We start from the raw sequence: 19,751 nt of genomic DNA, 5'->3' as shown, positions 1-19,751 counted from the left end.
GACCCTGCGTTTACTCTAGATGAGATCTATTTTTGAATTGTCACTTTTGTGACAACGATAGGCGTGGAAGGGACATCTTTCATAAAACCAGAGCTTTTGGTCGGAACGCTGGCCATTTTCTGAACCACATCATAGCCTTCAACGACTTGGCCAAAAACCGCATAGCCAGGGTTTGAAGAAGAGTAGTTCAAGAACGCATTGTCTGAATAATTGATGAAAAATTGACGAGTTGCAGAGTCAGGGTTGTTGGTGCGCGCCATAGCAACACTTGCAACCTTGTTCTTTAAGCCATTGCTGGCTTCATTTTTGATTGGACCATAGGTTTGAATCTGGTTCATCTCTTCATCAAAGCCGCCACCTTGTGCCATAAAGCCAGGGATCACACGGTGAAAAATGGTGCCTGCATAGCTACCATCTTCTACATAGCGTAAAAAATTTGCGCTAGTGACAGGGGCTTTTTCATCATCTAATTGAATAGTGAAGTTACCCAGTGTTGTTTCAAACACCACCTTGGTGCTCGCAAAAACAGATGCACTAAACAGCGCGCACATTAATAGTAGTAATCGGCTCATTGAAATTTCTCCTCCATGTAATCGATAAGCTCTACGTCATTCGCAATCTCATTTAACACTAGTTTAGATACGTGATTGAGGATGAGTTCAATTTGCTCATTGGAAGCACCCATAGAATTGGTTGCTTTGGCACTGCCAGTATAGGTTTTCACAAACTTACCGCTCGGTGTTTCGACGGTAACCTTGAGAGTCACCTTTGCGTCCATCTCATTGCTAAATGTTGATGAGTTAACGCGTACTAAGGCTTCTTGAACTTCCAGTTCAACGTTATTTTCACTGCTTAGTGAAATAACAAAACCTTGTGACTCCAAAAGCGACTTCATCGCATTGTTAAACGCAATTCGGGCATTTTGCTTAGCATGGATGGGTAGCGCTTTATCCGCACCCTTCTTAACTAAGGCTAGGTACTGAGCCGTTCGCACGTCTGTTGTGCTCAGCGCCAGAGATTTTTGTTCATTCAACGTAATCTGGTTACTGTCAGCCGCTGGAGCAAAGTTTAGCTGTTGATCTGTCGGGTTAGCACAGCCGCTCAGGATAAGGGCTGAAAAAGCAACAATCAGCAAGTGTTTCATCGATAGTTCCCTTAATGAGATAGTGAAAAATGAAAGAGTAATTCTGAGACTATCACAAGCCTCAGAACAATAGCGCTATTTGATTGATTTTCTTGACGCTTTCTCAGCAGAAACAATCGTGAACTTTTTATTGTTGGCCACCACCTTTACCTTGTTTGGTCCAAACAGTCGGCCAAGTTTGGCGGGATACCCTAGATGGCTGTTGCCAATCACTAGTAGCTTACCTCCATCTTCTAGCACTTTATGTGCGTCAGTGAACATCTGCCAAGCAATGTGGTCAGTCACGGTATTTTGTTGATGGAAGGGTGGGTTACATACAACCAGGTCGTGGCTGCTGGCTTCAAAACCATCAAGGCAGTTGTTGGCGACAAAGGTGAATCTTTGTGGATTGCTGACATTGGCTTCGACATTAATGCGCGCTGACTCTACCGCCATAAAGCTCTCATCGACACTGGTGATTTCTGATTCTAGGTTGTTTCTGCCTAGCTGAATTGACAGCACGCCGTTACCGCAACCTAGGTCAATGATCTTCTTATATCGAGAGTGCTTAGGTAGATGATCGAGCACAAAGCGAGCGCCCAGATCTAGGCTTTCTCCAGAATAGACATTGGCAAGATTGCACAGTTGCATGTCATGTTCAGGCACAGACCAGCAGGTTTTGGCATCTACTTCCTTGTTTGATGGTGCGTTGTTTTTACTAAACACGAGTCGGTGTTTTTTCCACGCAAGGGACGTCGATGTTTCGCCAAGGTGCTGCTCGAACAATTTTAGTGTTGAAGTATGGATAGCGTTCGCCTTGTTGACCGCGACGACAGGCGTATTTTCAGGCAGAGACTGTCTTATTTGATGTAATTGCCAGGTCAAGAATCGATTACTTTTCGGGATCTGCAAGATAACGGCATCAATATCTTTGGGGATGGTGTCGGTAGAACGCAGAAATTCGACCTTATTACACTGATTGCGTTGCAGGTTCTTCAGAGCGCCTTTTTGACTAATAAGGGAGTCTGATTGCAGGTACACTTCATAGTCTCGAGAGAACCAGCAACTAAGCGCACCGAAGTTATCGTTCAGAATGAGAATCTTAGAGCCCGTTACGAGAGGGTTCTCAGCAAAGTGATTGATAATGTACTCATCACCGGCATCCCAAGCTTGAAAGGTCTCATTCGCCCGTTTAGGAAATCGATGTAAGGTAAATTGTTGGTCGTGCAGTGCAAGCTCGGTTTTCATGATTATCAGTGTTAAAAAAGTGATACTAAACTATGTCTATTGTCGCAAATTAGCCCTATTTATGCGAATTAACTTATTGTTCTGATTTAGAATAAAGAAAATGATTAAGTCCAAATGCGCCTGCATTTCGTACTAAAATGTAGCGATTGGCGAAAAAATGAGCTTTTACATTATACTTAAGCGTATCAACTTAGAGAAACAGCATGCTACAGCAATTAATTGAGCAGAAATTGGATCATCACTTCTCTCCGCACCATCTACAAGTCATTAACGAGAGCTACAAACACAATGTACCTGAAGGCTCTGAAAGCCACTTTAAGGTTGTTGTGGTGAGTGACAGATTCGAGAATTTAAGACTGATTGCCCGTCATAGATTGGTAAATCAAGCACTCAGTGATGAACTTGCTGGTGGTGTACATGCGCTTTCAATGCACACCCTGACAAAAGATGAATGGAAGGATCAGCAAATTCCTGAATCTCCGGATTGCATGGGTGGGGGACACTAACGAAAACTCGATAAAGATCTGTTTGTTACATTTTTACTGATTGTTCACAATTTAACCTCAATCTCATAAAAACGCCGTCTACGCTGTGCTTTAGATCAAGTTTTATGGCGCTTGATGACGTAAATTTGTAATTTATTGCTAATCCTTATCGCACAACATGGAATGTGTCGGGCTGATGATGTTAGAATTGCAGGCCCGGAAGGAATCCCTCTAGCGGATTCGTATGGTAATTAACAAGGATATGTTAGAAAAAACTGACCTATCTGTTATGAACAAGCACGTTATGCATGTGCTTGTGTTTTGAAAGTCTTTTTTCCTTAAAATAGTGCAAGTGCGTATGATTACAATTAAAAAGGGTTTGGACCTTCCTATTTCAGGCGCTCCTACCCAGGTGATTAATGACGGTAATACCGTCTCAAAAGTCGCCTTGCTTGGCGAAGAGTACGTGGGCATGCGTCCAACAATGCATGTTCGCGAAGGGGACGTAGTAAAGAAAGGACAGGTTCTTTTTGCTGACAAAAAGAATCCTGGCGTAGTATTTACTGCACCTCAAAGTGGTACGGTGACACAAGTTAACCGTGGTGCGAAGCGTGTGCTGCAATCAGTTGTTATCGAAATAGCTGGTGATGAGCAAATCACTTTCGACAAATATGAGCAAAACGAACTAGCTAAGCTAGATGCGGATGTGATTCGCAAGCAGCTTATTGATTCGGGCTCATGGACCGCTTTAAGAACTCGTCCGTTCAGCAAGGTACCAGCAGTCGACTCTACGACTAATGCCATTTTCGTTACAGCAATCGATACTAACCCATTGGCGGCAAATCCTGACGTTATCATTAACGATCAGTCTGAAGCATTTGTTGCAGGTCTAGATCTGTTATCAGCGCTGACCAATGACAAGGTATTCGTATGTAAAAACGGTGGCTCACTTCCTCGTTCAGAGCAAAGCAATGTCGAAGAGCACGTGTTCTCTGGTCCGCATCCAGCGGGTCTAGTGGGTACTCATATGCACTTCCTTTACCCTGTGAATGAAGAGCATGTCGCTTGGAGCATCTCTTACCAAGACGTTATCGCATTCGGTAAGTTGTTCTTAACCGGTGAGATCTATTCAGATCGCGTTGTTGCGCTGGCAGGCCCTGTAGTAAACAACCCTCGCTTGGTTCGTACTACTGTTGGTGCTTTTCTTCCAGAGTTAGCAGATAAAGAAATGATGCCAGGTGAAGTGCGCATTATTTCAGGTTCTGTACTTTGGGGTACTAACGCCGCAGGTCCTCATGCGTACCTTGGTCGTTACCATCAACAAGTTTCTGCGCTTCGTGAAGGCAGAGATAAAGAATTATTTGGTTGGGCAATGCCAGGTAAGAACAAGTTCTCAATTACTCGTTCGTTCCTTGGTCACCTATTTAAAGGCCAATTATACAACCTAACTACATCGCTAAATGGCGGTGAGCGTGCAATGGTTCCAATCGGCAACTACGAGAAAGTAATGCCATTGGATATCGAGCCGACACTGCTTCTGCGCGATTTGTGTGCTGGTGATGTAGACAGTGCACAGCGCTTAGGTGTTCTAGAGCTATCTGAAGAAGATGTTGCTCTTTGTACTTATGTTTGTTCAGGCAAATATGAATACGGTGAGTTACTTCGAGAGTGTCTAGACACTATAGAGAAGGAAGGTTAAGTCATGTTGAAGAAATTTATTGAAGACATCGAACCGCATTTTGAAGCCGACGGTAAGTGGGAGAAGTGGTATCCGCTTTACGAAGCTGCAGCCACTCTATTTTACACTCCGGGTACGGTAACTAAGACTAAAGCACACGTGCGTGATAGCGTTGACCTTAAACGTATCATGATCATGGTGTGGTTTGCTGTCTTCCCAGCAATGTTCTGGGGCATGTACAACACGGGTAACCAAGCGATCAGCGCTTTGACCTTCTTACACTCTGGTTCTGAACTGGCAGGTATTGTGGCAGGCAACTGGCACTACTGGCTAACAGAGATGCTCGGTGGCACCATAAGTGCTGAGGCCGGGTGGGGCAGTAAGATGTTGCTCGGTGCAACCTACTTCTTACCTATCTATGCCACGGTATTTATCGTAGGTGGTTTCTGGGAAGTTCTATTCTGTATCGTGCGTAAACACGAAGTGAATGAAGGCTTCTTCGTTACCTCTATCCTATTTGCATTGATTGTTCCGCCAACATTGCCTCTATGGCAGGCTGCACTAGGTATTACCTTTGGTGTAGTGGTAGCGAAAGAGATCTTTGGTGGTACTGGACGTAACTTCCTGAACCCTGCTCTTGCAGGCCGTGCATTCCTATTCTTTGCCTACCCAGCTCAAATCTCGGGTGACTTAGTATGGACTGCAGCGGATGGTTTCTCTGGCGCAACGGCTCTTAGCCAATGGGCTCAAGGTGGCGACGCTAACCTAGTTCATAATGTGACTGGCCAAACTATTACTTGGATGGACGCATTTATCGGTAACATTCCTGGCTCAATAGGTGAGGTTTCTACCTTGTTCCTAATGCTAGGTGCACTGATGATCGTGTACATGGGAATTGCATCTTGGCGCATTATCGCTGGTGTTATGATCGGTATGATCGCAACAGCAACGCTATTTAACTTAATTGGTTCTGATACCAATGCGATGTTTAGTATGCCTTGGCACTGGCACCTTGTTCTTGGTGGCTTTGCATTCGGTATGTTCTTCATGGCGACAGACCCTGTTTCAGCCTCTTTTACCAACAGCGGTAAATGGTGGTACGGTATCCTAATTGGTCTAATGTGTGTATTGATTCGTGTAGTTAACCCAGCTTACCCAGAGGGTATGATGCTGGCGATTCTATTCGCGAACCTATTCGCTCCATTATTCGACCACGTTGTTATCGAGAAGAACATTAAGCGGAGACTAGCACGCTATGGCAAATAAGAACGATAGCATTAAGAAAACGCTAGGTGTCGTTGTTGGTTTGAGCTTGGTCTGCTCTATCGTGGTTTCTACCGCGGCAGTAGGCCTGCGCGATAAACAGCAAGCTAACGCGGTACTGGATAAGCAAACAAAAATCGTAGAAGTCGCACAGATCTCTGAACAAGGTACTATCCAAGAATTGTTTGGTGATTTCATTGAACCTCGTCTGGTTGACTTTAAAACCGGTGAGTTCGTTGAAGGCGACGCTGGCGCATACGACCAACGTAAAGCTGCAAAAGATCCTGCTGAATCAATCCGCTTAGCGGCTGATGATGATAAGGCTAAGATCATTCGTCGTGCTAACGTAGGTACGGTATACCTTGTTAAGGACGGAGATAGCTACTCTAAAGTTATCCTTCCTGTACACGGCAACGGCCTTTGGTCGATGATGTACGCTTTTGTAGCGGTTGAGATGGACGGCAACACGGTTTCCGGCATTACTTATTACGAGCAAGGTGAGACTCCTGGATTAGGTGGCGAGATAGAAAATCCTAATTGGGTAGCTCAGTTCGAAGGTAAGAAACTGTTTGACGACAACTTTAAGCCTGCGTTGAAGATTGTTAAAGGTGGCGCAACAGCCGGTGATATTCACGGTGTTGATGGACTATCTGGTGCAACTCTGACGGGTAACGGCGTACAACATACTTTTGATTTCTGGTTAGGCGACATGGGCTTTGGACCATTCCTTGCTAAGGTACGCGAAGGAGAGCTGAACTAATGGCTATATCTAAAGAAGCGAAGCAAAACCTTTGGGCTCCTGTTTTAGATAACAACCCAATTGCTTTGCAGGTTCTTGGTGTGTGTTCTGCGCTTGCGGTAACCACCAAGCTTGAAACAGCATTTGTTATGACATTAGCGGTAATCTTCGTAACTGCTTTGTCTAACTTCTTCGTGTCTGTTATTCGTAACCACATTCCAAACAGTGTGCGTATCATCGTTCAGATGGCAATTATCGCATCGCTTGTAATCGTGGTAGACCAAATCCTGAAAGCTTACCTTTACGATATCTCTAAGCAGTTATCGGTATTCGTTGGCTTGATCATTACTAACTGTATCGTAATGGGTCGTGCAGAAGCATACGCTATGAAATCTGCACCACTACCATCGCTACTGGATGGTATCGGTAATGGTCTAGGTTATGGTTTCGTACTGATTACCGTGGCATTTTTCCGTGAGCTTATCGGCTCTGGTAAATTGTTCGGTATGGAAGTACTGCCTCTAGTGTCTGACGGTGGTTGGTACCAGCCTAACGGTATGTTCCTACTTGCACCGTCTGCATTCTTCTTGATTGGCTTTATGATTTGGGCAATCCGTATCTTCAAGCCTGAACAAGTAGAAGCGAAGGAGTAATAGCACGATGGAACATTATATTAGCTTGCTGGTTAAATCGATTTTCATCGAAAACCTAGCATTATCCTTCTTCTTGGGCATGTGTACATTCCTTGCTGTATCTAAGAAGGTAAAAACCTCTTTCGGTCTTGGTGTAGCAGTAGTGGTGGTGTTGACCATCGCAGTTCCTGTGAACAACCTGCTTTACAACCTAGTGTTGAAAGAGAACGCATTAGTCTCAGGTGTGGATTTAAGCTTCCTTAACTTCATTACCTTCATCGGTGTTATTGCAGCCCTAGTACAGATTTTGGAGATGGTGTTAGACCGCTTCTTCCCGCCTTTGTACAATGCGCTAGGTATCTTCCTACCGCTAATTACGGTGAACTGTGCAATCTTCGGTGGTGTATCTTTCATGGTACAGCGTGACTACAACTTCGTTGAATCAGTAGTATACGGCTTTGGCTCTGGCGTAGGCTGGATGCTAGCAATCGTTGCTCTTGCTGGTCTGCGTGAGAAGATGAAGTATTCAGATGTACCTCCAGGTCTACGTGGCCTTGGTATCACCTTCATCACTGTAGGCTTGATGGCGTTAGGCTTTATGTCTTTCTCCGGTGTTCAACTGTAAGAGTAAATTATAAGGATTAGTCAATGAATACTATCGTTCTTGGCGTAGTGATGTTTACTCTGATTGTATTGGCTCTAGTGCTAGTGATCTTATTCGCTAAATCTAAGCTAGTACCAACGGGTGACGTCAACATTTTAGTAAATGGTGACCCTGAGAAAGGCTTTACGGTTTCTCCAGGTGACAAACTGCTTAGCGCTCTTGCTGGCAACGGTATCTTCGTTTCGTCTGCTTGTGGTGGCGGTGGCTCTTGTGGCCAGTGTCGCGTAAAAGTGAAGTCTGGCGGTGGTGATATTCTACCGACCGAGCTTGACCACATTAGTAAAGGTGAAGCACGTGAAGGCGAGCGTCTAGCGTGTCAGGTAGCAGTGAAAACTGACATGGCTATCGAGCTTCCAGAAGAGATCTTTGGTGTTAAAAAATGGGAATGTACTGTTCTTTCTAATGACAACGAAGCGACCTTCATCAAAGAGCTTGTACTTCAGATCCCTGATGGCGAGGAAGTACCTTTCCGCGCAGGTGGCTACATTCAGATTGAAGCTGAACCACATCATATCAAGTACGCGGATTTTGATATCCCTGAAGAGTATCGTGAAGATTGGGATAAGTTTAACTTGTTCCGCTATGAGTCAGTGGTTAAAGAACCATCGATTCGTGCATACTCAATGGCTTCTTACCCTGAAGAAGAAGGTTTGATTAAGCTGAACGTGCGTGTTGCAACGCCGCCGCCTAACAACCCTGACGTACCACCAGGTATCATGTCTTCATACATCTGGTCACTTAAAGCAGGTGACAAATGTACTATCTCTGGTCCATTTGGTGAGTTCTTCGCTAAAGATACAGACAACGAGATGGTGTTTGTTGGTGGTGGTGCTGGTATGGCGCCAATGCGCTCGCACATCTTCGATCAGCTACTTCGTCTGAAGTCTAAGCGTAAGATGACGTTCTGGTATGGTGCTCGTTCGAAGCGTGAGATGTTCTACATTGACGACTTCGATAACCTAGCAGCAGAAAACGAAAACTTCGTTTGGCATTGTGCACTGTCTGATCCTCTTCCAGAGGACAACTGGGACGGTTACACAGGCTTTATCCATAACGTATTGTACGAAAACTATCTGAAAGACCATGAAGCGCCTGAAGATTGTGAATACTACATGTGTGGTCCACCTATGATGAACGCAGCTGTAATCGGCATGCTAAAAGACCTAGGTGTAGAGGATGAAAACATCCTACTCGATGACTTCGGTGGTTAAACCGTAATCGAATAAAACAATGGCTGGCTCTTTGAGTCAGCCATTTTGTTTTGTAGAAGCTACAAGCTACAAGCTACAAGCTAGAACCCAGTGCGCTTTTCGCGCCCTCAACCTATGGAGAGAAAGATGAAAGTTACACGTCATCTTATTCAGTACTCAACATTACTCGCTACTTTGTTGATTTCAGTAGTGGTATTAACGGGCTGTGAGCAAGCACCCAAGCAGGTTGCATTGAGCGGCAAGACGATGGGTACCACCTATCACATAAAGTATATTGCTGATGATAAGGCGCCAGAGCCTGAAGAAATGCAAAAGCAGATTGATGTCTTGCTGGAGCAAGTCAACGATCAGATGTCCACATACCGCCCTGAATCTGAGCTAAGTCTTTTCAACCAGCATCAGACTGCAGCACCATTTCCTGTATCGAAAGAAACAGAGATTGTGGTTCGTGAAGCGATTCGCTTAAACGAACTAACAGAAGGCGCTCTAGATGTAACGGTCGGTCCTTTGGTCAATCTATGGGGTTTTGGTCCAGAAGCTCGTCCTGACAAAGTGCCAACCGATGAAGAATTAGCATCACGACGTGAAATGGTAGGCATTAAACATCTGTCTGTTACAGAGCAGGGCTTATCAAAGGATATTCCGAATCTGTATGTTGATCTTTCAACCATAGCTAAGGGGTGGGGTGTTGATGTCATTGCCGATTACCTTGAGTCGCAGGGAGTGCACCGTTTCCTCGTTGAAGTGGGTGGTGAACTGAGATTGAAAGGCAATAATAGTGAGGGGATTCCTTGGCGTATCGCCATTGAAAAGCCGACGGTGGATGCTCGTGAAGTGGAGTTGATCGTTCAGCCTGGTGATATGGCGATGGCGACATCCGGTGATTATCGCAATTATTTTGAGCGTGATGGTGTGCGTTATTCGCACATAATTAATCCAAAAACTGGCAAACCGATCGCACACAAGGTAGTCTCTGTGACAGCGATTCATCCATCATGTATGACGGCTGACGGTCTAGCGACGGGTCTGATGGTGATGGGTGAAGAAAGAGGCCTTCAGGTTGCGAACGATAATGATCTCGCGATCTTTATGATCGTAAAAACTGAAGATGGCTTTAAAGAGGTGTACTCAGAAGCCTTTGCCAAGTATTTGAATAAGTAGGATAGAGCAATGACAACGTTCTTAGTCACATTTGGAATTTTCCTCGGCTTCATTACCTTGATGTCCGTGGGTTATATCATCCAGAAGAAGGTCGTGAAGGGTAGCTGTGGCGGCCTAGACGCGATGGGCATTGATAAAGTGTGCAGTTGTCCTGAGCCTTGTGACGCTCGTAAGCGCCGAGAAGCGAAAGCTGCGGCAAGAGCTGAGAAAGTCGCATCTTGGGAAAAAGACCGTATTGCTTAATCGTATTTGAGTAATAAAAAATGCCAAGCGTAAGCTTGGCATTTTTGTTTCTATCTATTGGGATTATTTTTGCTCTGGATTTTCTTCCATCTGAGCGCTATCCACAACATGCGACTCACCAAGGTCTCTTGGTAAAACAAGGTTCAGAAGAATCGCTACAATACCGCAAAGGCTGATACCTTGCAGACTGAACTCACCCACACCAAACGCCATACCACCGATACCAAATACCAGTGTTACACCGACAATCACAAGGTTGCGTGAGTTATGCAAATCTACACGGTTTTGGATAAGGGTGTTTAGACCGACTGTGGCAATAGAACCAAACAGCAACATCATAATACCGCCCATCACAGGCACAGGGATGGTTTGCAATATACCGCCTAACTTACCCACTAACGCCAGCACGATAGCGGTTATAGCCGCGTAGGTCATGATTTTAGGGTTGTAGGATTTGGTTAGCATCACCGCGCCTGTCACTTCACTATAGGTCGTGTTAGGTGGCGCGCCCATCATGCTTGCTGCCATTGTGGCAACGCCGTCACCGGCCATGGTGCGGTGTAAGCCTGGCTTTTTCAGATAGTCTTTACCTGTCACGTTAGAGATGGCCAGCATATCGCCAACGTGCTCTACCGCTGGGGCAATAGCCACTGGAATCATAAACAGAATGGCATTGATGTTGAATTCAGGTGTCACAAAGTTAGGCAGTGCAAACCATGCAGCATTGGTCACTGGGCTAAAATCGACGATGCCAGCAAACAAACTCAAGGTATAACCTACCGCAATACCGCCAAAGATAGGCAGTAGTTTTAAGAAGCCTTTGGCAAATACGCTGATGATGATGGTAGTCAGTAGCGAGGCTAGAGAAATCCACAAAGCGATCTGCCCATCGACTAATTGAATTGCACCATCTCCAGTTTTACCCAGCGCCATATTTACCGCAACAGGGGCAAGACCGAGACCTATTACCATGATCACAGGACCCACTACCACGGGTGGCAAAAGTCTATGGATGATGGCAACACCACGAACACGAATCAAGCCGCCTAATGCTATATACACAACACCTGCAGCCATGAGTCCACCCATGGTGGCAGGAATGCCCCACGTTTGAACGCCATAGAGAATCGGTGCAATAAAGGCAAAAGAGGACGCTAAAAAGATAGGCACCGAGCGTTTAGTGATTAATTGGAACAGAAGGGTACCGACACCAGCACCAAACAGTGCCACGTTCGGATCTAGTCCCGTTAATAAAGGAACAAGAACAAGAGCACCAAACGCAACGAATAGCATCTGCATACCCTGTAAAATAGAAGTCATGATTTTCTTTCTCCATTTTTTGGAAAATCGACAAATACTAGCATCTACCTATTGGATGTGATGTTTATTAGATCAATTTTTAATTGATTGAACAGATAAGCTAAGTAAATAGTTTTTGAACAGGGCAAAGAGTAGGTTAAAATAACTGTATGCCTGAACAGTATTCTAATGACGTGCCACAACGAAAGATCATCCATATTGATATGGATTGTTTTTTCGCAGCGGTAGAAATGCGTGACTTTCCCGAGTATCGAAATCGCCCACTCGCAGTGGGCGGTAGTGAAACGCAGCGGGGCGTGTTGAGCACTTGTAATTATGAGGCTCGCCGATTTGGTATCCACTCTGCTATGCCTACCGCGCAGGCTAAAAAATTGTGTCCTCACTTGTTGGTAGTACCTGGTCGCATGCAGGTGTACAAAGAGGTTTCAGCGCAAATTAGAGCTATCTTTGCTCGCTATACCCATATCATAGAGCCATTGTCGTTGGATGAAGCCTATCTGGATGTCACAGATAGCTCATCATGCAATGGGTCTGCCACCTTGATAGCTCAGTCAATCCGGCGTGACATTGAATCAGAGCTTAATCTAACCGCGTCAGCCGGGATTGCTCCTATCAAGTTTTTGGCTAAGGTGGCATCAGATTTGAACAAGCCTAATGGGCAGTATGTGATACCGCCCAATCAAGTTCAGGAGTTCATTGACAGCATGCCTCTGCAACAGATACCGGGAGTAGGCAAGGTTGCATTGCAAAGACTGCATCGCACGGGTCTCTATCTCGGTGAGGATGTGCGTAAAGCCAACTATCGCGATCTGTTGGTCCGACATGGCCGATTGGGCGCCTCGCTTTGGAAGCGCTGCCACGGTGTCGACAATCGCAGTGTGCAGGTTTCTAGAGAGCGCAAGTCAGTGGGTGTCGAGCGAACCTTTACTAAAAACATCGAGACCCTTGAGCAGTGTTGGGAGGTGATAGAGCAACGACTTTATCCCGAGCTACAACGTCGCTTAGACAAGGTGGGTGGAGAGCACGTTCGTCCCATTACTAAGCAGGGCATTAAGGTTAAATTTGCTGACTTTCAACTGACAACCATTGAAACCGGTTCCAATAAGTTGAACTTAGCGGCCTTTTATCCTTTGCTAGAAGAAGTCTTATTGCGTCAACAAGGTCGTGAGATTCGCTTACTGGGCTTGAGTGTCATGTTGCAGCCAGAGGCCCAAGCGAAGCAATTAAGCTTATTGGATAACGAATAATTTGGCTGTAGAGTAGTCGGATATCATTTAACAAGGAATTCTCAATGATTAAGCGCATTACCTCGAGCATTTTAGTCGGGTCACTATTGGTTGCTCCGGCGCTTCAAGCGCAGGCGCTAGCGGACTATGAGTCTTGTAATGTCGATTTGAACAACGAGCTGCACCTAGATGGAAAAGAGGTGGAGATCATTGACCGTGAGGGTCACAGAGCGGTATTTGAAGCGAAAGGCCTCGTTATTGATGGTGAATCAATTCCTTTGAATAAAGAGCAGCAGCAGCTACTTGATCACTACAGAGTGCAATTGAACAGCGATATCCCTAAAGCTCGTGAAGTGGCACAGTCGGGTGTGGATCTGGCGAATGAGGTGCTTGATGATGTATCGGCCAAATTTAACGACACCGACGCGTTTGATAATGTGCGTCAAGCCATCGATGATTTTTACGCAAAGCTAGAGCAGCGCTATTATCAAGACGGAGAATGGGTGTTAAAGCCTAATGCCTTCGGTAATATGTTCGATAATTGGCAGCAAGATTTCGCTGATGCTCGCGAGGTTTTCAATAGTGAGTTTTTTGCCAGTGCCTTTTCGGTATTGCAGGAAAAGCTGGCATCAGAAGACGGAATCAATTTTACTGAGCTTCAGAAACAGCTCAACGATCTCAAGGTGTCAGTAGAGAAAAAACTCCAACAACACTCTTCAGAAATCTCGGAGAAAGCCCAAGTTTACTGTGATTCAATGGGTAAATTAGCCGAAGAAGAGCAGTCTTTGATTGAAACTATCCCTGAATTGGAAAATTATCAACTGTTCAATATTTAAGCTATATTTTAGTGGTTTCAGTGACTTGTAAGTTTTGTTACTTTTAACTAAGTAAATATCTGCAGATAAACTCAGAAAAACGTTTACAAAGCTTTAAACTGCTGTAGCATATGACTCGCTTCGTAAGACAAAGTTGTTAGAAAAATTAAGCAAAAGCAAGTTTCAAATTTTATTGTAAAAAGTAAAGTAGTGTTTTCTGTTTTTCCCTTAACTTAATGGCTAAAGTTTGCGAAGTCGTCACATTGGTGACATACGATTAATCTTAAATACTAAGGGACATAACATGTCAAAGACTACTGGTACAGTAAAATGGTTTAACGAAGAGAAAGGCTTCGGTTTCATTTCTCAAGACAACGGCGGCGCTGACGTATTCGTTCACTTCCGTGCTATCGTTTCTGAAGGCTTCAAAACTCTTTCTGAAGGCCAAAAAGTATCTTTCGAAGTTGAGCAAGGTCAAAAAGGCCCTCAAGCTTCAAACGTTACTACTATCTAATTTTAATTAGATTAAAAGTTTCTGAAAAGCCCGCTGTTTACAGCGGGCTTTTTTTTGTCTTAATTTCAGTGCAACCCTCCACGCTCCCTCTTTTCTTAAAGCACGATAGAAACTCCTATTGATGTCTAGAGTATCAACTTCAACGATCATATCGACTTCAAACGGCTTCCAAGGCAAACAAGCGAATAGTTAATCCTCAATAGGCTGAGAGTTCACTAGGGTACTTATAGTGGCGTGGGAGTGGTATGAGTGAGCTAAGGCTTTACTTGAGATAAAAGAAAGGTAGCCAATCTCAGCTACCTTTTTAAGAATTTGCTGGGGAAGGGGGCTTATCTAAATTGCTTTGCTTCAGGTAGCCACTCGAAGTCGCCCGTTGCCAATTTCTCTATGAGCTGCTCTTTATCGATCTCAAAGGTTTTCACTAGCGCATCTAGGTCGCCATTGAAGTCGTCACGCAGTTTCATATTGATGATGCTCATTAGCATCACAACATCCATTGTTTGATAGTTGGCGAGATTCATGAATTAGTCCTCGAAATCTGAGATCAACAGGTTTGCAGCGGCGAAAGCAGCGCGGTCACGGGTTTCTTTAGGCAGGCTAGTGTCTGCAGCCACATCATTGAGTGTTTTTAGTGCACAAGTAATAGCTTGTGGGATGTAGCCTTGATCACCACTGCCAATTTGGGCATAGAGTTCGCGAACTAGGTCACAGCAATCGTAAATTTTCATTATGTTTCTCCAAAAATGAATAAGGCAGCCGAGGCTGCCTTTATTAGAATCTGTTTTTCCCCTTCCTAGAAAGGGGAATCAAAGCGTAAAGGCTTACTTAATCAGACCTTGAAGGTGCGCAACAATGTTGTCCATCTCTACCGGTACTTTCTCACCGTCACGACGGCTCTTGTACTCAAAGTGGCCATTGTCCATGCTACGGTCACCAATAACCACAGTATGAGGAATACCGACAAGCTCGATATCCTTGAACATTACGCCTGGGCGCTCTTTGCGGTCATCAAATAGCACTTCAATGCCTTGAGCGGTTAGGTCAGCGTATAGCTTCTCTGCTGCTTCTTTAACACGCTCAGATTTGTGCATGTTCATTGGAACAATAGCAACCTGGAAAGGTGCAATCGCTTCAGGCCAGATGATGCCGCTGTCATCGTGGTTTTGCTCAATCGCTGAAGCAACAACACGAGATACACCGATACCGTAACAACCCATCTCTAGGATTGTGCTCTTACCATCAGGACCAAGCACGCTGCAGTTCATCTTATCTGTGTAGGTTGAACCTAGTTGGAAGATATGACCCACTTCGATACCACGCTTAAGGTGAAGTACGCCATTGCCACATGGGCTTGGATCGCCTTCTACTACGTTACGTAGGTCTTCAACTTGACCAAGTTCAACGTCACGACCCCAGTTGATGCCAAAGAAGTGCTTATCATCAATGTTTGCTCCCGCACCAAAGTCGCTCATTACAGCAGCGCTACGGTCAACAATAAATGGCAATTTCAGGTTCACAGGGCCAAGAGAGCCTGGGCCTGCACCAATGATTGCGCGGATTTCTTCTTCCGTTGCCATTTCTAGTGGAGACGCTACTTGAGTTAGGTTTTCTGCCTTAACTTCGTTTAGCTCGTGGTCACCACGAATGATAAGGCCAACAAGCTCAGCATCCACTTCTTCAGAAGCCTTAACAAACAGAGTCTTAACCGTTTTCTCGATTGGTAGCTCAAATTGCTCAACGAGTTCTGCGATAGTTTTCGCGTTTGGCGTATCAACTTGCGTCATCTCTTGAGTTGGAGCTGCCAGTTCACCTGTTGGTGCTAGCGCTTCTGCTTTCTCGATGTTTGCGGCATAGTCAGATTCGCTAGAGAAGGCGATTAAGTCTTCACCGCTTTCTGCAAGTACGTGGAACTCGTGCGAGTTACTGCCACCAATAGCGCCTGTATCAGCAAGTACCGGACGGTAATCTAGGCCCATACGGTCGAATGCTTTACAGTAAGCTTCGTGCATCGCTTCGTAAGACTTTTCTAGACCCGCTTTGTCGATATCAAAGCTGTAAGCATCCATCATGCAGAACTCACGCGCACGCATTACGCCAAAACGAGGACGTCGCTCATCGCGGAATTTCGTTTGGATCTGATATAGGTTCAGCGGAAGTTGTTTGTAAGAGCTTACTTCGTTACGAACGATGCTAGTAATCACTTCTTCGGCTGTTGGGCTTAGGATAAATGGGCGGCTATGGCGATCATTAAAGCGTAGAAGCTCTGGTCCCATTGTTTCAGAACGACCTGTCTCTTCCCAAAGTTCGAACGGTTGAACAACGGGCATTAAAGTCTCAACAGCACCTGCATTGTCGATTTCTTCACGAACAATGTTTTCCACTTTACGCAATACACGCAAACCTGTGGGTAGCCAAGTGTATAGGCCTGAGGCAAGTTTACGAATCATACCTGCACGAAGCATTAGCTGGTGGCTAATTACTTCTGCGTCGTTTGGCGTTTCTTTCAATGTAGAAACTAGGTATTTACTGGTACGCATTGATGCTTTCCGTTGTATATGTATATAGAGGGAAGGGTTTATAACCCTAAAAAATAGCTCCCTATAATACCAGTGTATTGCCTTATGCTAAAGGGGCAATATCGACCACTTGAATGCCGTCGTCATTGGCTGAAAAAAGGACATTCCATTCAAATAAATGCACGGCATACACCTTAGAGTCTGGCTTGCCTTTCTTATACGCAGGCCTTGGATCTTGTGACAAGATTTCCGTTAATGCTTGTAGACGATATTCATGTTCTGAGTGTTGCATGAGTACGTTTTTCGCAGGTTCGCTAAATTGAACGGTGACTGGAGCGGGTGGGGCTTCCGCATAACCGCCTGTGGCGTTAGGTATGCTATCGGAATAGGGGATATAAGGTTTTATGTCGATGATGGGGGTGCCATCCACTAAATCGACATTACCAAGCTTAACTACGACCTGTCCGTTTCTTATCTCAACATCTAATAATTCCACCGCCGACATACCGATGGCATTGGGTCTAAAGGTTGAGCGACTGGCAAATACACCCACTCTTTCATTACCCCCAAGGCGAGGAGGACGTACAGTTGGTTTCCAACCTGCTTCTATATTCTGATCAAACAGAAACAGCAGCCATAGATGTGAAAACTGTTTCAGTTCACGAACGGCCGCTTCGGTATTTGCTTCGCCTTTTAGGTGCAACTCTGTGGTGACACTAGGCGCCAAATTTGGCTGTCTAGGGATAGCAAACTTTTCTTTGTAGGGGGTGTGAATGGTGCCTATTGGTGAAATTGCGTGCATTTTTTTGGTGTTCCTAAATGATTTTCCCGAGTTAAATGTACGCAGAATGTATGCTCTGCGTCACTTTTTTACAAACAGTGGCAATTGAATAGATTGGAGTTTGTAAGAGAATGTTAACAATCCTTATCCTTTATTCCACATAAGTTTTTCGCTCAATTTCTCCTGATTATTGACCTTTTTTAACCTTTTTTTGACACATTTGCTGGGTTTCTAAAGGCGTAACTGCCTTTTCAATTGTGTCGTACTAGGGTATGTTTCCGGCTCCTTTTTGCTGCGTTAGGGAAATAACGTGCCACAACCTGCGGGTTGAGGAGCGAAAAGAGAGATAAAAATAATTAAAGGAGAACTCAGATGAGCACATCTGCTTCACAAACACAACAACCGCCTAAAAAGCCGTTATTCACTCGTTTTCTGGATGGCGTCGAATACCTAGGCAACCTATTACCACACCCAATCACTTTATTTGCTATTTTCTGTGTGGCAATTTTAGTTCTGTCTGGCATTGCTGGATATTTTGATGTTTCTGTTATGGATCCTCGTCCAGAGGGTGCAGCAGGTCGTAGCGCCGATGGCGTTATCAAAGTCGTTAGTCTTCTAAATGGTGAAGGTCTACGTCTTATCGTTACTAATCTTGTAACTAACTTTACCGGTTTTGCACCTCTAGGTACGGTTCTAGTAGCAATGCTTGGTGTTGCTATTGCTGAACACTCAGGCATGCTTTCTGCAGCAATGCGTGGCTTAGTAATGAACGCTTCTCAGCGTATGGTTACAGTAACGGTCGTATTTGCGGGTATCATCTCTAACACAGCATCTGAGCTGGGTTACGTGGTTCTTATCCCTCTTGCAGCTATGCTTTTCCACTCATTAGGTCGTCACCCTCTAGCTGGTCTAGCTGCCGCTTTTGCTGGTGTATCCGGTGGTTACTCTGCAAACCTTCTCATCGGTACGGTTGATCCACTGCTTTCTGGTATCACTGAAACAGCAGCACAAATGATCGACCCAACGTACTCTGTAGGTCCTGAATCAAACTGGTACTTCATGTTTGTTTCTACCTTCTTCATTGCAATCACAGGTGCATTTGTCACTGAAAAGATTGTTGAGCCAAAACTTGGCAAATATAACGATGAAGAAGCTGCTGAAGATTTATCTAATGACAGCATGGGTTCTTTGAAGCCTGAAGAAAAACGCGGTCTTAAGATGGCGGGTCTTGCTGTTCTTGCAGTAAGTGCACTGATTGCACTGACAGTTGTTCCTGAGTGGGGCGCACTACGTCACCCTGAGACGGGTCTAGTTTCTGGCTCTCCATTCTTGAAGAGTATCGTAGCCTTTATCTTTGTATTCTTTGCTATCCCTGGTTTTGTTTATGGTCGCGTTGTCGGCACAATGAAAACTGACCGTGATGTGATTGATGCAATGGCTAAGTCAATGTCTTCAATGGGTCTATACATTGTTCTGGTATTCTTTGCCGCTCAGTTCGTTGCTTTCTTCAAGTGGACAAACTTCGGTCAAGTATTCGCAGTAGCAGGTGCAGACTTCCTACAGACTATTGGCCTAACAGGTCCAATGCTGTTCTTCGCATTCATTCTAATGTGTGGCTTCATTAACCTGATGATCGGTTCAGCGTCAGCTCAGTGGGCTGTAACAGCACCAATCTTCGTTCCAATGCTTATGCTTGTTGGCTACGCACCAGAGACGATTCAGGCGGCTTACCGTATCGGTGACTCGACCACTAACATCATCACTCCAATGATGAGTTACTTCGGTCTTATCCTAGCGGTTGCGACTCGCTACATGAAGAATCTAGGTATAGGTACGCTGGTAGCAACGATGCTCCCGTACTCAATCTGCTTCCTATTTGGTTGGTCTATCCTGTTCTACCTATGGGTATTCGTATTTGGTCTACCAGTAGGTCCAGGTGCAGCAACGTTCTACGCGCCTTAGTAGAAACGTTAGAACTTGATGAAAAAAGTGGTCAGCATATGCTGACCATTTTTTTATCTGGAGTTTCGCAACGAGCAACTACCAAATTTCCGTATTGACTCCCTGTCGCCTCATTGCCAAGTTAGATTAACCTACCTATCGCGCTAGATGCACGCTGCAAGATTAGATTG

21 protein-coding genes are annotated in these 19,751 nt (G+C 45.0%); 13 read left to right on the top strand and 8 right to left on the bottom strand.

Annotation, left to right across the window (positions count from 1 at the left end):
• Positions 1–26 precede the first annotated feature (26 nt).
• From OCU35_RS10215 to OCU35_RS10205, 3 genes are all read right to left on the bottom strand, one after another.
• Positions 27–572: a peptidylprolyl isomerase gene (locus tag OCU35_RS10215; RefSeq protein WP_017029128.1), complete on the bottom strand. Its 546-nt coding sequence runs from the start codon at positions 570–572 to the stop codon at positions 27–29.
• Positions 569–1,144, bottom strand: a complete 576-nt coding sequence (locus OCU35_RS10210) for a YajG family lipoprotein (RefSeq protein ID WP_102481079.1) — start codon at positions 1,142–1,144, stop codon at positions 569–571. The genes OCU35_RS10215 and OCU35_RS10210 overlap by 4 nt, the downstream gene beginning before the upstream one ends.
• 75 nt (positions 1,145–1,219) lie before the next feature.
• Positions 1,220–2,371: a methyltransferase gene (locus OCU35_RS10205; protein ID WP_261825306.1), complete on the bottom strand. Its 1,152-nt coding sequence runs from the start codon at positions 2,369–2,371 to the stop codon at positions 1,220–1,222.
• A gap of 203 nt (positions 2,372–2,574) precedes the next feature.
• Here OCU35_RS10205 and OCU35_RS10200 point away from each other — a divergent pair, with 203 nt between their 5' ends.
• The 9 genes from OCU35_RS10200 to nqrM all read left to right on the top strand — a co-directional run bounded on the left by OCU35_RS10200 (position 2,575) and on the right by nqrM (position 10,447).
• Entirely contained in the window at positions 2,575–2,877 is a 303-nt protein-coding gene (locus tag OCU35_RS10200) for a BolA/IbaG family iron-sulfur metabolism protein (RefSeq protein WP_017029131.1), read from the top strand.
• Between the two features lie 337 nt (positions 2,878–3,214).
• Entirely contained in the window at positions 3,215–4,555 is a 1,341-nt protein-coding gene (locus tag OCU35_RS10195) for a Na(+)-translocating NADH-quinone reductase subunit A (protein WP_102360127.1), read from the top strand.
• A gap of 3 nt (positions 4,556–4,558) precedes the next feature.
• Positions 4,559–5,800, top strand: a complete 1,242-nt coding sequence (locus OCU35_RS10190; protein ID WP_017029133.1) for an NADH:ubiquinone reductase (Na(+)-transporting) subunit B — start codon at positions 4,559–4,561, stop codon at positions 5,798–5,800.
• Positions 5,790–6,557, top strand: coding sequence for a Na(+)-translocating NADH-quinone reductase subunit C (locus OCU35_RS10185; protein WP_102329712.1), 768 nt, complete (start codon positions 5,790–5,792; stop codon positions 6,555–6,557). The genes OCU35_RS10190 and OCU35_RS10185 overlap by 11 nt, the downstream gene beginning before the upstream one ends.
• A complete protein-coding gene (locus tag OCU35_RS10180) occupies positions 6,557–7,189 on the top strand; it encodes an NADH:ubiquinone reductase (Na(+)-transporting) subunit D (protein WP_017029135.1) in 633 nt (210 codons plus the stop codon). The genes OCU35_RS10185 and OCU35_RS10180 overlap by 1 nt, the downstream gene beginning before the upstream one ends.
• Positions 7,190–7,196: 7 nt before the next feature.
• Positions 7,197–7,793 carry an NADH:ubiquinone reductase (Na(+)-transporting) subunit E gene (gene nqrE / locus OCU35_RS10175; protein ID WP_017031174.1) on the top strand — a complete coding sequence of 199 codons (597 nt, stop codon included), beginning with the start codon at positions 7,197–7,199 and terminating at the stop codon, positions 7,791–7,793.
• Between the two features lie 23 nt (positions 7,794–7,816).
• Positions 7,817–9,043 (top strand): NADH:ubiquinone reductase (Na(+)-transporting) subunit F, encoded by a 1,227-nt coding sequence (gene nqrF / locus OCU35_RS10170; RefSeq protein WP_017242522.1) that lies wholly within the window; start codon positions 7,817–7,819, stop codon positions 9,041–9,043.
• Positions 9,044–9,169: 126 nt separating this feature from the next.
• Entirely contained in the window at positions 9,170–10,204 is a 1,035-nt protein-coding gene (locus OCU35_RS10165) for an FAD:protein FMN transferase (RefSeq protein WP_017031172.1), read from the top strand.
• A gap of 9 nt (positions 10,205–10,213) precedes the next feature.
• Positions 10,214–10,447: a (Na+)-NQR maturation NqrM gene (gene nqrM, locus OCU35_RS10160; RefSeq protein WP_017029139.1), complete on the top strand. Its 234-nt coding sequence runs from the start codon at positions 10,214–10,216 to the stop codon at positions 10,445–10,447.
• 63 nt (positions 10,448–10,510) lie between these two features.
• On the opposite strand, the gene OCU35_RS10155 is transcribed toward nqrM, so the two are convergent.
• Positions 10,511–11,767, bottom strand: coding sequence for a uracil-xanthine permease family protein (locus OCU35_RS10155; protein ID WP_017029140.1), 1,257 nt, complete (start codon positions 11,765–11,767; stop codon positions 10,511–10,513).
• Between the two features lie 149 nt (positions 11,768–11,916).
• Here OCU35_RS10155 and dinB point away from each other — a divergent pair, with 149 nt between their 5' ends.
• From dinB to cspE, 3 genes are all read left to right on the top strand, one after another.
• On the top strand, positions 11,917–13,014 hold the full coding sequence (gene dinB, locus OCU35_RS10150) for a DNA polymerase IV (protein ID WP_261825305.1): 1,098 nt from the start codon (positions 11,917–11,919) through the stop codon (positions 13,012–13,014).
• Positions 13,015–13,058: 44 nt separating this feature from the next.
• A complete protein-coding gene (locus tag OCU35_RS10145) occupies positions 13,059–13,829 on the top strand; it encodes a YggN family protein (protein WP_261825304.1) in 771 nt (256 codons plus the stop codon).
• Between the two features lie 283 nt (positions 13,830–14,112).
• A complete protein-coding gene (cspE, locus tag OCU35_RS10140; RefSeq protein ID WP_017029143.1) occupies positions 14,113–14,322 on the top strand; it encodes a transcription antiterminator/RNA stability regulator CspE in 210 nt (69 codons plus the stop codon).
• A gap of 329 nt (positions 14,323–14,651) precedes the next feature.
• On the opposite strand, the gene OCU35_RS10135 is transcribed toward cspE, so the two are convergent.
• The 4 genes from OCU35_RS10135 to tsaA form a co-directional block, all read right to left on the bottom strand.
• Complete coding sequence (locus tag OCU35_RS10135; protein ID WP_017031169.1) at positions 14,652–14,843, bottom strand: DUF4250 domain-containing protein; 192 nt, start codon at positions 14,841–14,843, stop codon at positions 14,652–14,654.
• Between the two features lie 3 nt (positions 14,844–14,846).
• Positions 14,847–15,050, bottom strand: a complete 204-nt coding sequence (locus OCU35_RS10130) for a YaeP family protein (RefSeq protein WP_017029145.1) — start codon at positions 15,048–15,050, stop codon at positions 14,847–14,849.
• Positions 15,051–15,143: 93 nt separating this feature from the next.
• The gene (locus OCU35_RS10125; protein WP_261825303.1) at positions 15,144–16,859 is read right to left on the bottom strand and encodes a proline--tRNA ligase; all 1,716 of its coding nucleotides are present in this window, start codon (positions 16,857–16,859) and stop codon (positions 15,144–15,146) included.
• Positions 16,860–16,941: 82 nt separating this feature from the next.
• On the bottom strand, positions 16,942–17,640 hold the full coding sequence (gene tsaA / locus OCU35_RS10120; RefSeq protein ID WP_261825302.1) for a tRNA (N6-threonylcarbamoyladenosine(37)-N6)-methyltransferase TrmO: 699 nt from the start codon (positions 17,638–17,640) through the stop codon (positions 16,942–16,944).
• Positions 17,641–17,991: 351 nt separating this feature from the next.
• On the opposite strand from tsaA, the gene OCU35_RS10115 reads away from it, so the two are divergent.
• Complete coding sequence (locus tag OCU35_RS10115; RefSeq protein ID WP_102499531.1) at positions 17,992–19,581, top strand: AbgT family transporter; 1,590 nt, start codon at positions 17,992–17,994, stop codon at positions 19,579–19,581.
• Positions 19,582–19,751 lie beyond the last annotated feature (170 nt).

Origin of the sequence: Vibrio breoganii (assembly GCF_024346795.1) — a bacterium.
GTDB classification, from domain to species: Bacteria; Pseudomonadota; Gammaproteobacteria; order Enterobacterales; family Vibrionaceae; genus Vibrio; species Vibrio breoganii.
This window is presented reverse-complemented; position numbering and strand designations above follow the sequence as displayed.